The following is an 11,672-nucleotide window of genomic DNA, read 5'->3' on the forward strand; positions in this document are numbered from 1 at the left end:
AATCATGGATTTTATCAGGGACAAAATCAAAGTGACCTGCGCGCAGCTGAAAAAACTCGCTTATGAGGACCTCGGCACCGTCGGGGAAATCGAATTCGTCGAGAGCGAATATAAAGAGAACAATATTCCGCCGAAAACCGGCTGGAAGCCGTTTTCGTCGGGGACGGACCGGCTCGGCGGCCGCGAAAAGCACTGGTGGATGCGCGCGAAACTCCATGTGCCCGAAGTCGGCGGCGGAAAGCAGATCGCGCTGGAACTGCTGACCGGCACGAGCGGCTGGGACGCGTTGAATCCGCAGTTTATCGTCTACCTCAACGGGCACATGGCGCAGGGCGTCGACGTCAATCACACGGAGGTATTGCTCGAGGGCGGAACCACCGTCGACCTCGTGTTATATTTATATTCGAGCATGCAGGACGCCAAATTCGATTTTTCGGCCCGGTATAAGAGCATCGATCTCGCGTCGGAGGCGATGTATTACGATTTATATGTGCCGTTTTCTTCGCTCGATTGTTTTTCACCCGACAGCGAGGTCTTTATCAATACGCTGAAACAGCTGGAACTCGCGGCAAATCTTCTCGATTTCAGCCAACCGAAGAGCGCGGTTTATTACGCCTCGGTCGCGGCGGCGCGCGGGCAGCTTGAAAAGAGTTTTTACAGGGGCTTGTGCGGCAAAAGCGACGCGGTCGTCGCCTGCATCGGGCACACGCACATCGACGTCGCGTGGCTGTGGCCGCTGCGCCAGACCGTCGAAAAGGCCCAGCGCAGTTTCGCGACCGTCGTCAATCTGATGAAACAATATCCCGAATATAAATTTATGTCCTCGCAGCCGCAGCTGTACCAGTTCGTCAAAGAGCAGGCGCCGGAGCTTTACAAGGAGATCAAAAAGCTCGTGAAGGAAGGCCGATGGGAGGTCGAGGGCGCGACCTGGCTCGAGATGGATACGAATCTCGTCAGCGGCGAATCGCTGGTGCGCCAGATGATCTACGGCAAGCGGTTTATGAAAGAGGAATTCGGCATCGACAGCAAGGTGCTCTGGCTGCCCGACGTCTTCGGCTACAGCGCCGCGCTGCCCCAGATCATGAAAAAGAGCGGCGTCGAGAACTTCATGACCACCAAAATCGCCTGGAACGAGCGCAACAAACTGCCGTACGACTCGTTTTACTGGGAGGGCATCGACGGGAGCCGGGTCTTCTCGTTCTTCGTCACCACGCAGGACAGGCCGTTGAACCGGCGGGGAGACATCTCCTGCACCTACAACGGCAAGATGACCGCCGGGCAGATTCTCGGCACCTGGGAGCGGTATCAGCAGAAACTTTATAACAACGAGACGCTGACCACCTTCGGATACGGCGACGGCGGCGGCGGCCCGACCAAGGAAATGCTCGAGACGCAGCGGCGGCTCTCGTTCGGAATCCCGGGCATTCCGAAGACCGAAATGACTTTTGCGGGAGAGGCGATCGCAAATGCCAGAAAGAACTTTGACAAAAACGCGAAAGACCTCAGGCGTTTTCCGCTGTGGGTGGGCGAGCTCTATCTCGAATTCCACCGCGGCACTTACACCTCCATTGCGAAAAACAAGAAAAACAACCGCAAAAGCGAATTTTTATTCCAAAAGGCCGAGACGCTCGCCCTGACCGACGAACTGCTGCTCGGCGGAAAATATCCGCAGAAGGCCTTCACCGAAGCGTGGCAGACCATTTTGCTCAACCAGTTCCACGACATCATCCCGGGCTCCTCGATTTTCGAAGTCTATGAGGACAGCGACAGACAATATGCCGCGCTCCGGGAAAAAGGCACCGAACTCGCGGAGAAGGCAAAGGGGCGCATCGCGGCGAACATCGGCACCGAAGGCGGCATCGCGGTCTTCAACCCGACCGGCTTTACGTCCGACGGAGAAGTCAAAGTCGACGGGAAGACCGGAAGCGTCAAAGGCATTCCGGCGCACGGATGGAAAGTCACAGAGCCCGATTTCGGCTGCACGGTCAAACTGGACGGGCGGTTCGCGGAAAATAAATTCTATAAGATGACGATCGATATCAGCGGCAGGATCTCCCGGCTGTTTGACAAGAAAAACAAAAGGGAAGTATTCAAGCACGGCGAATTCGGAAACGAGATTCAGATCTTTGAGGATTTTCCGCGCGAATACGACGCCTGGGAGATCAGCGATTATTACAAACAGAAGATGCGCAGGCCCGACGAGGTGCTTGCCATCAAACAGATCACCGACGGCTGCCGCGCGGGATTTTACGTCAAGAAGCGCATTCTCGGCTCGACCATTGAGCAGAACATCTGGCTCTACTCCGATAATCCGCGCATTGACTTTGAGACCGTGATGGACTGGAACGAAGAACATCTGTTGGTCAAAGCGGCTTTCCCGATCGACGTGCTCGCCGACAAGGCGACTTATGAGATCCAGTTCGGCCATCTGCAGCGCCCGACCCATGAAAACACGGACTGGGACAAGGCAAAATTCGAGGTCTGCGCGCACAAATGGGCGGATATCTCGGAGGTCGGTTACGGCGTGTCGCTGCTGAACGACTGTAAATACGGCCACAGCGCCGAGGGCAGCACCCTCAAACTGACGCTGCTGAAATGCGCGACAAGCCCCAACCCCCACGCCGACAAGGGGCATCATGAATTCACCTATTCGCTGCTGCCGCACGTCAGCAATTTCCGCAACACCGGCACGATCAAACAGGCCTATCTGCTCAACTGCCCGTTCGAAGCCGTCAAAGTCGGGAAGCAGGAAGGAAAGCTGGCCGGGAATTTCTCGCTGGTCTCCTGCGCCAATCATAACATCGTCGTCGAGACGGTCAAGAAAGCTGAGGACGGGGACGGCATCATTGTGCGCATGTACGAGAGTTTCGGAAAGCGCTGTGCGGCGGCGCTGGATTTCGGATTCGACGTCAAACAGGTCACGATCTGCAACTTGCTCGAAAATGAGATCAGGGACCTGGCCGTGAAAAACAACAAGGTCAAGATTGCCGTGGGCAATTTCGAAATCGTGACCTTGAAAATCCGCGTCTGAGTCCCCCCGCTGGGAAAATTTAGAGTTGTAATCAGGAAATTGTTATGGTATAATGATTCTTTGAGAAAGGTGGTGTTATTTTGGAGAACAATAAGGTGACGCTGAAAGTCGGACCGTTAAGTTTGAACCTGACGACAAGCGATACCGCCCAGTATGCCCAGGCACTCGCGGCTGAACTCGATTCCCGTCTGACCGCCATGATGAACTCCAATCAGAACATGACCTTGGCGCAGGCGATGGCACTCATTTCGCTCGATGCGATGGACAGCGTCAAAAAAGCGAATGACGCCGCGGACAATCTGCGCGGTTTGCTCAAAACTTATCTGGAAGATGTCAACAAGTACCGAAGCGCGGCAGAGGACGCCAAGCGTGAAAACGATCGGCTGCGCGCGGAACTGGACACCAAAAACCGCTAAAAAGACAGGGGGAAACACAATGAAAACCGCATCCAAAATCACCGGGCTGATACTGGCGCTTGTCATGGCGGTGTCGCTGTTCGGCACTTCCGCGTTCGCCACATCATCGGCCCCCACATCGTCCACCACCTCCGGACCGAGAACGTACAGCATTACATATTCGGTTCAGATTGCGGACTCCGTTCCGCCGGTTCTCCAGCAGATGACCTTTAACGGCGGTATTGAGGGCGTTGCGACCACCCTCTACGGCACGGAACAGGTCACACCGATTCTCGTCAACACCCTGGGTGCTTCCAAAGCGGCCGCCTACACGTTTGTGGGCTGGTCGATCGACAACACGCTTTATCAGCCGGGCGCGAGCTTCAAACCGACGACTTATAAAACGGGTTATATCGCGTATGCCGTCTTCAGGACGGCGAAAGTGGTCATCGGCTTTACCGCCGGTTCCAGCAATCTGCCGACCCCGGTGACCGGGACCCTGCCGGAGGCAATCACAACCACTCCGACCGGCACGTTCACTTTCCCGACGACAGACCTGGCCCGCCGCAATTACACATTCAACGGCTGGCTGTTCAACGGCAAGGTCTACCAGCCGGGCACAGCCTATACGCTCAGCAACGTCAACATCTCGAGCATGGACAACAACGGAAATATCTACATGAACGCCGAAGCGACCTGGAAAGAGAACGCAAACAAGAAATATCTCCTGGTTCTTACTCCGGGCATCGCAAGCACCGACGCGAACCCGATCAAACCGGTGGAACACGGCCTTTTTGACGCCAACGCCGAAATCAACGTCTATGCCATCCCTTGCCCGTTCACCTATGCGGGATATAAATTCGCGGGCTGGAATCTCAAGTCGACTTCCTTCACCGAAAAGTATCCGACATTAAAGATCGTCGAGGACAGTTATCTCTCGGCTCAATGGGAACCCGTCACCAGCTCGGCGGCATCCTCCGTCGCAAGCTCCGTGAGTTCCAAGACCAGTTCGTCGGTGAGCTCCAAGACCAGTTCCAAGACCAGCTCCAAGACCAGTTCCAAAGCGAGTTCGCAGGTGAGTTCCGCGGTCTCCTCGGTGGTTTCGGCGCCCGCTTATGAGAGCATGACAATCACCGATCCGGCCACAAGCATCATCGTCAGCGGCACGTTCCTCAACGACACTACGCTGACGGTCGTCAGGCTGGCATCGGAAACCGCTTCCGACTCCTTTGTCGCAAGGCTGCTCACGGGAGCCATCGCCGGATATGACATCACACTGACAAACCCGAACGAACTCAGCGGATTCAAGGGCTCCATCCGCTTCCCGTTCACACCGATTACGCTGGCCGAAGATACGGCCGTCATCACTTATCACATCATGCCGTACGCGCAGTATGCCGCCAAGAGCAACGGCTCCATGATGCTGTTCGAAAAGGACGCTGACGGCAATTATGCCGCAAAGACAGGGGCCGACCCGATTCTTGCGACGACTTATTACGAGCTTGACGACTACGTCATCACCAAAGTGCTCGGCGCCGCCGCTCCGACCTCGGGCGCGTTTATGCTCTCGGCCGACACGGTCGCCGTGTTCACCATCGAGCTCAACGCGGCGGGAACCAATCTGACCGGTACCACGGTTCCGTTCGATTCGCTCTCCCCGTTCGTGATCCTCTCGGCAAAATATGACGCGGCTGCGGTACCGGGAAGCACCGACAACACCGGCCTCAACCCGCTGATTTTTGTCGGCATCGGCGTCGCGGTTCTGGCTGCGGTCGGCATCGTCATCATCCTTGCGTCGCGCAAAAAGGCTCCGAGAAAGCCCCGCGAAGACGAAGACGAATCCGATGTTCTGATGAGCTAAAACAAGATCATATGCAATGAAAAGGAGCGGCCTTCGCCGCTCCTTTTTTGTTTGCCGGAATATCCGCCCGGGCAGTCCCATATGCTTTGTATGAACCAAACGATACAAAGGGGTGGGCATATGCCGAAAAAAGATCGACAGAACTATTTCAGGATTTTTCTCATTGCGGCTGCACTGGCGGTCTGCGGACTGATCGTCTGGGCGATCATCGCCGCCGATAAGCCGCCGAAACTTTCAAAAGTGCCCAAGACCTATGACAACCTGGTCACGGCGCTCGTCGGGGAAAACACGGCAAACAAAAAATATTTGCTGTATGCCGGGAAAGCCGACAGCGAGGGCAACACCGGAGCCGCGGTGCTGTTTCGGGCGATCGCGGCGGGAGAGCGGGTCCACATCGGCCGGGAATACGCGCTGGCCAACGACGTCTCGCCGCTGATGATGCCGCCCGCGGGCAGCGTGACCGTCGGGGATACCGAAGAAAATCTGGAAGCCTGCATCAAAGGCGAAAATTACGAGACCACGCTGATGTATCCCAAATTCGCGCAAACGGCGGAAGATGAAAAATATACGGCGGCAACGGACGCATTCGATGAGATCGGAAAAGCCGAAGCCGTCCATGAGCAGCTGTACAAAGAGATGCTGACGAATTTGGAAAAGACGGGCGGCGTAAAGGAAGCCGCGACTTATTATGTCTGTCCTGTCTGCGGGAACGTCACCGAGGGCGAAGCGCCCGACCGGTGCCCCATCTGCGACACACCGGGCTCGAAATGGGCGGAATACAGATAAAAAACGCCGCTGAAAAAAGCATTTTGTAAAAAGCGGGCTTATACCCGCCGGGCGGGCTGTCCACAGCCCGCTCTGCTTTATTGTTAATTTTTTTATTCGGTCTCCTCGAGCAAAACCACCGCATGCGCGCGGATGGCGAGGCCTTCGCCGGTGACGCCGAGGCCCTCCTCGGTCTTGGCTTTGACGCTGATGCGGTCGAATTCGACGACGCAGGCATCGGCGAGGTTATCGCGCATCTTTTCGATATAGGGCGCCAGTTTCGGCGCCTGTGCGATGATGGTGACATCGGCGTTGCCGAGCCAATAACCCCTTTGGGAGACCAGTTCGATGACATGCCTGAGCAGCTCCATGCTGTCGGCTCCGCGATATCTTTCGTCGGTATCGGGAAAAAGTCTTCCGATATCGCCGAGCGCCGCCGCGCCGAGCAGGGCATCGATGAGCGCGTGAACCGCGGCGTCGGCGTCGGAGTGGCCGAGCAGGCCCTTTTCATACGGAATCTCGATTCCGCACAAGATGAGCTTTCGGCCTGTTTCAAGCCGATGGAGATCATATCCGTGACCGATTCTCATGATTACCAACCTTTCTTGCAAGTGCCTTTTCAATCAACCGGTTATGTTTCTCTTTCCGAGAGCATTTCGGCGACCGCGACGTCAATCGGGCCGGTCAATTTGATATTGTGAGGGTCTCCCTTGCTTAAGAAAACCGGGTGCCCCATAAATTCAAACAATTGGCAGTCGTCGCGGAAATCCATTCCGGCGGAAGCGGCCACCGACATCGCCCCGCGATAAAGGCCCGCGTCAAAGACCTGAGGGGTCTGGACGGTAAAAAAACGGTCGCGGTCGGCGGTTCTGACGACAAAACCGTCGCGTGCCTCTTTGAGCGAATCGGTGGCGGCGAGCGAGGGAACGGCGGCGCCGTATTTTTCCGCGTCCGCGCAGACGGCATTGATCAATTCGACGGTGACAAGAGGACGTGCGCCGTCATGGACCGCGATCAGTTCGATTTCGGCATCGGTCTGCTCAAGCGCGGCTGCCGCCGATTCCTGGCGGGTCTTTCCGCCTGTGACGACGGCTTTGAGTTTGGTGATGCCCAGCGTTTTTGCCAAATCCCAAAAAGCCAGAACGTCGGTCTGTTTGGCGGCGATAATAATTTCAGTCACACAGTCGGAGCGCTGAGCGGCGAGGAGCGGCCCGGCGACTGCCGGACGCCCGTTCAGGGATATGAATATTTTGTCCCTGCCCATTCGGCTCGCGCTGCCCGCAGCCGCAATGATAAATGCTGTCTTTTTCATAAAGTGCCATCCTTTATCCCGGGGTTTCGCAAGCGTCCGGCGAAAGGCCGGATCTTCTTTTTTATTTTCTATAATGAGCATTATTATATGCTGACAATGGATTTTCGGCTTTGTTCCCCCGGGTATTATTTTAACACAAACACGGTTGATACGCAATTAAAAATGTGGTAGAATAACTTTGACAAAAAGCGCGCGGAACATCGGGACTCGGAAATGACGCGCTGCGCCGCAAAAACGGCGTCTCGGGAGGTAAAAATGATAAAACTGAAAAACCCGCTCTTCAAAAAACGGGAGAACCTGATGGTCTGGAAGGTCTTTCTGACCGCTCTGGGAATCGGCGTAATTATGATTTTGCCGTTCATCATCAAAGACAGGGGATATTTTTTCTATTACGGCGACTATAACGTCCAGCAGGTGCCTTTCTGGCAGTACTGCGCCGAGCAGATCAAAAGCGGAAATTTCCTCTGGAGCTGGGAGACCGACCTCGGTTCCGACTTTATCAGTTCCTACAGCTTTTATACCATCGGCAGCCCGTTTTTCTGGTTTGCGATGATCTTCCCCTCCTCCTGGATGCCCGCGCTGATGGGCCCGCTGATGATGCTCAAAATGGCATTCGCGGCGGTCGGGGCGTTCTTATTTATGCGCCGTTATCTCAAAGACCCGGATTACGCGATGGTCGGCGCGCTGTTATACGCCTTCTCCTCCTATACGGTTTATAATATATTCTTCAATCACTTCATTGATGTCGTCGCGGTGTTCCCGTTTATGCTGCTCGCGTTCGATCTCCTTTTCGAAGAAAACAAATGGGGCTGGTTCGCGCTGTTCACGGCAGTCAACGTCCTGACCAACTATTTCTTCTTTGTCGGCGAAGTTCTCTTCTTTATCATGTATTACGTATTGCGCGTGACCTGTCCGGACGACTGGAAGTTCGATTTCAAAAAACTGCTGCACGCCGTCGCCGAAGCGCTGATCGGAGTCGCCGTCTCCGCGTTTATGATGCTCCCGAGTTTTATTGAGCTGATGTCGAATCCGCGGCTGAATTCGGTCTTCAACGGCTGGGGTTTTTATATTTACGGCGAGACGAGGCGGTACATGGGCATCTTGCAGGCGCTGCTGTTCCCGCCCGAGCTGCCGCACTTCACCTATTTTATCGAGGACTCCAACACCCGCTGGCAGTCGGTCGCCGCCTGGCTGCCGTTATTCGCGCTTTCGATGGTCATTGCGTTTCTTGCGGCCAAAAAGTCCAAAGGCAGCTGGCAGAAACGCATATTGGTCTGCTTCGGCGTCGCGCTGTTAATGCCCGGCGTCGGCAGTATCTTCTATCTGATGAAAGCGGTCTATTATTCGCGCTGGCTGTATATGGCGGTTATGGTCATGGCGCTGATCACGGTCAGGGTGCTTGAGGACTTTGAGGATTACGATTTAAAACTCGGCATGAAATGGAACGCGATCTTCACGTTGTTTTTGTTGATTCCGATCGCGTTTTTACCTGTGGTCTCCGGGGACAACACGGTCTCGTCGGTGGGTCTTTACGTCAAAAACTGGGGCGCGCCGATCATGTTTGCCATCAATGCCTGCATCACGGTCGCCTGTATGGTATTTCTCTATCTGCTGTATGAACGGCTGCTGAAAAAAGGCAAGATCGCGTCGTTCAAAAAGTATATTTCGCTTTCGCTGATTTTGGTCATCTGCCTTTATTCGCTGTTCATCCTGACCGCGGGCAAGGCCTCTTCGGAGAGCACGAAAGAGTTGGTCGACAACTCCCTGAACTCGGCCGATCTTCAGATTCCGGGCGCGCCGGAGGATGAGTTTTACCGCATCGACGTGCTCGACGGACTCGACAATCAGGGGTTATATTGGCGCAAATCCTCAATCAACTTCTTCCACAGCGTCGTCTCGCCTTCTATCATGGAATTCTACGAGTTCATCGGCGAGGAGCGCAACGTCGCGTCCCGTCCTTCGGCTACCCGAAACGGCCTGCGCTCGATCACCTCGGTCAAATATATCTTCGAAAAAGAAGGAAAAACCTCCTACCAGTCGTTATACAACACGACTTCGCTGACCAATATGAACGGGTACGACGTCTATGTCAACAACAACTATATCCCGTTCGGCTTCACTTATAAGAATTTCATTTTGGAATACGACGCGAAGAAGGTCGATACCAGCAAAATCAGCGATCTGATGGTTTACGCCCTTGTGCTGGATGACACCGCCGCGGGGCAATATTCCTATCTGTTCGACAGTCAGATCATGTATCCGAGCGAAGAATTGGATTTGACCTCTGCCGGATTCAACGCCGCGGTTGAGGCGCGAAAAACCGAGACCGCATATCATTACACCCGTTCAAATAAGGGGTATTCGGTGGACATCGATTTAGCCAAAGATAATCTCGTGTTCTTCAGCGTGCCGTTTGAGGCCGGCTGGAGCGCGACCGTCAACGGCGAGCCCGCCGCGATTGTAAAAGCCAATGCCGGGCTCACGGCGGTTTTGGCGAAATCGGGGCACAATCACATCGAATTCACCTATCAGGTTCCGGGCCTTGAAAAAGGACTTCTCATCAGCGCGGCGGGGCTTGTTCTGCTGGCCGTGCTGTTCGTCATCGGCGCGGTTTCGGACAGGAAGAAAAAGCGGCTTGCGGCACTCGAGCCGGCTTTTGTGCCGGGAAACGCCGCCGAAGCGGAATTGACACCGGCTGAGAATCTTTTCTCGGAACCGGTCAGCCCGGAACCGTCCGCTACCGAGCCGACGATTACGACAGCCGGCGAAGGCGAGCCGCCGGAGGAACAATTGCAGCAGGAAAAACCAAAAACGGAAGACGGGAAAAAGGACTGACGGAAACAATCCTCAATCAGAAACGGAAAGGGAGTTTGCGGTATGGCAAAGACGCTGTATGTCGTCGTCCCCTGCTATAATGAGCAGGAGGTGTTTCCCGAGACCCAAAAGCGGCTGTGTGAAAAACTTGCCGCTTTGATCGCCGGGAACAAGGTGACGGATCAAAGCCGGATTTTCTTTGTCAACGACGGAAGCAAAGATACGACCTGGAAGCTGATCACCGAGGCCTATGAGAGCGAGCCGCTTGTCTGCGGCATGTCGCTGTCGCGCAACCGCGGGCATCAAAACGCTTTGCTTGCGGGACTGCTCTCGGCGGCCGAACACTGCGATTTCACGATTTCCATCGACGCCGATCTGCAGGACGACATCAACGTATTCGACGAGATGATCGCAAAATACGACGCCGGCGCGGACATCGTCTACGGCGTCAGAGGCGCGCGGGAGACCGATACCGCTTTTAAGCGCAACACCGCGCAGAGTTTTTATAAATTTTCGGCAAAAATGGGTGTCGATACCGTTTATAATCACGCCGATTTCCGCCTGATGAGCCGCCGCGCGATTGAGGCGCTGCGCGAATTCAAAGAAGTCAACCTCTATCTGCGCGGATTGGTTCCGCTGCTCGGCTTCAAGACCGACAAGGTACTGTATGAGCGTACCCCGCGAACGGCGGGCGTCTCCAAATATCCGTTGAAACGGATGCTCGCGCTTGCCCTCGACGGCATCACGGGATTCTCGGTCAAACCGATCCGGATGGTGTTTTGGACGGGGGTGTGGATTATGGTTCTCGCGCTCATTGCGTTCATAGCCGGATTGGTGCTCTATTTGTGCGGCGTGTTTGAAACCGGGATGATGGCGATTGTCGCCGCGCTGTTCTGGCTCGGCGGCATTCAATTGATCGCCATGGGAGTCGTGGGTGAATACGTCGGCAAGGCATATATGGAGACCAAGCATCGGCCGCGGTTTGTGATTTCGGACATCAGAGTCAAATGAGTGCTTTTTACGATCGGGTTTACGACGCCGTCAAGAGAATCCCGAAAGGCCGGGTTGCCACTTACGGGCAGATCGCGGCGATTGCGGGCAATTCGAGAGCGGCGAGAGCGGTCGGTTGGGCGCTGCACGTCAACCCCCAGCCGGGCGTGATTCCGTGTCACCGGGTCATCAACCGGTTCGGCAAGATCTGCGAGGGCTTTGCGTTCGGGGGTCCCGAGGTTCAAAAGCGCATGCTCGAAGAAGAGGGCGTCGAAGTCAGCGGGGATTTGTTCGTCGACTTGTCGAAGTACGGGATTTAGTCACATTTTTCGTTTATAGATATATAATGTATAGCGTTGACCCCGGAATTATAAAAGCCGCCGGAACGAAACCGGCGGCTTTTCGGTGTGGAAAATTCTTTGGAAAATGTTTATGAAAGTTTTTGAAGCAAAAAGTCTTGACAGGGGCCCGGCGGTATGATAATATGGTCGAGCGCCTTTTGGA

At 54.9% G+C, this 11,672-nt stretch carries 9 protein-coding genes; 7 read left to right on the forward strand and 2 right to left on the reverse strand.

The features are described 5' to 3' along the window. The 4 genes from PKH29_11470 to PKH29_11485 form a co-directional block, all read left to right on the forward strand. The coding region (locus tag PKH29_11470; GenBank protein ID HNX15455.1) for an alpha-mannosidase at window positions 1-3,031 on the forward strand (3,031 nt) is incomplete at its 5' end. Window positions 3,032-3,111: 80 nt separating this feature from the next. Beyond that, on the forward strand, window positions 3,112-3,447 hold the full coding sequence (gene zapA / locus PKH29_11475; protein ID HNX15456.1) for a cell division protein ZapA: 336 nt from the start codon (window positions 3,112-3,114) through the stop codon (window positions 3,445-3,447). A gap of 19 nt (window positions 3,448-3,466) precedes the next feature. After that, entirely contained in the window at window positions 3,467-5,287 is a 1,821-nt protein-coding gene (locus PKH29_11480; protein ID HNX15457.1) for an InlB B-repeat-containing protein, read from the forward strand. Between the two features lie 120 nt (window positions 5,288-5,407). Then, window positions 5,408-6,073 (forward strand): rubrerythrin family protein, encoded by a 666-nt coding sequence (locus PKH29_11485; protein HNX15458.1) that lies wholly within the window; start codon window positions 5,408-5,410, stop codon window positions 6,071-6,073. Window positions 6,074-6,165: 92 nt separating this feature from the next. Here PKH29_11485 and ispF read toward each other — a convergent pair whose 3' ends face one another. Both ispF and PKH29_11495 read right to left on the reverse strand, forming a co-directional pair. Further along, complete coding sequence (gene ispF / locus PKH29_11490) at window positions 6,166-6,642, reverse strand: 2-C-methyl-D-erythritol 2,4-cyclodiphosphate synthase (protein HNX15459.1); 477 nt, start codon at window positions 6,640-6,642, stop codon at window positions 6,166-6,168. Between the two features lie 41 nt (window positions 6,643-6,683). Further along, window positions 6,684-7,364 carry an IspD/TarI family cytidylyltransferase gene (locus PKH29_11495; GenBank protein HNX15460.1) on the reverse strand — a complete coding sequence of 227 codons (681 nt, stop codon included), beginning with the start codon at window positions 7,362-7,364 and terminating at the stop codon, window positions 6,684-6,686. A 255-nt stretch (window positions 7,365-7,619) separates the two neighbouring features. Here PKH29_11495 and PKH29_11500 point away from each other — a divergent pair, with 255 nt between their 5' ends. Genes PKH29_11500 through PKH29_11510 form a run of 3 tightly spaced genes read left to right on the forward strand, consistent with a single transcriptional unit; the run spans window position 7,620 to window position 11,488 of the window. After that, the gene (locus PKH29_11500) at window positions 7,620-10,199 is read left to right on the forward strand and encodes a YfhO family protein (GenBank protein ID HNX15461.1); all 2,580 of its coding nucleotides are present in this window, start codon (window positions 7,620-7,622) and stop codon (window positions 10,197-10,199) included. 42 nt (window positions 10,200-10,241) lie between these two features. Further along, window positions 10,242-11,189 carry a glycosyltransferase family 2 protein gene (locus tag PKH29_11505; GenBank protein HNX15462.1) on the forward strand — a complete coding sequence of 316 codons (948 nt, stop codon included), beginning with the start codon at window positions 10,242-10,244 and terminating at the stop codon, window positions 11,187-11,189. Then, the gene (locus tag PKH29_11510) at window positions 11,186-11,488 is read left to right on the forward strand and encodes an MGMT family protein (GenBank protein ID HNX15463.1); all 303 of its coding nucleotides are present in this window, start codon (window positions 11,186-11,188) and stop codon (window positions 11,486-11,488) included. The genes PKH29_11505 and PKH29_11510 overlap by 4 nt, the downstream gene beginning before the upstream one ends. Window positions 11,489-11,672: the final 184 nt, after the last annotated feature.

It is taken from the genome of Oscillospiraceae bacterium (assembly GCA_035353335.1).
Taxonomy (GTDB): Bacteria; Bacillota; Clostridia; order Oscillospirales; family JAKOTC01; genus DAOPZJ01.

Coding starts and splice junctions, on each gene's coding strand:
- PKH29_11510 (HNX15463.1), top strand. CDS start 11,186: ATGAGTGCTTTTTACGATCGGGTTTACGACGCCGTCAAGAGAATCCCG.
- PKH29_11505 (HNX15462.1), top strand. CDS start 10,242: ATGGCAAAGACGCTGTATGTCGTCGTCCCCTGCTATAATGAGCAGGAG.
- PKH29_11495 (HNX15460.1), bottom strand. CDS start 7,364: ATGAAAAAGACAGCATTTATCATTGCGGCTGCGGGCAGCGCGAGCCGA.
- ispF (HNX15459.1), bottom strand. CDS start 6,642: ATGAGAATCGGTCACGGATATGATCTCCATCGGCTTGAAACAGGCCGA.
- PKH29_11500 (HNX15461.1), top strand. CDS start 7,620: ATGATAAAACTGAAAAACCCGCTCTTCAAAAAACGGGAGAACCTGATG.
- PKH29_11480 (HNX15457.1), top strand. CDS start 3,467: ATGAAAACCGCATCCAAAATCACCGGGCTGATACTGGCGCTTGTCATG.
- PKH29_11485 (HNX15458.1), top strand. CDS start 5,408: ATGCCGAAAAAAGATCGACAGAACTATTTCAGGATTTTTCTCATTGCG.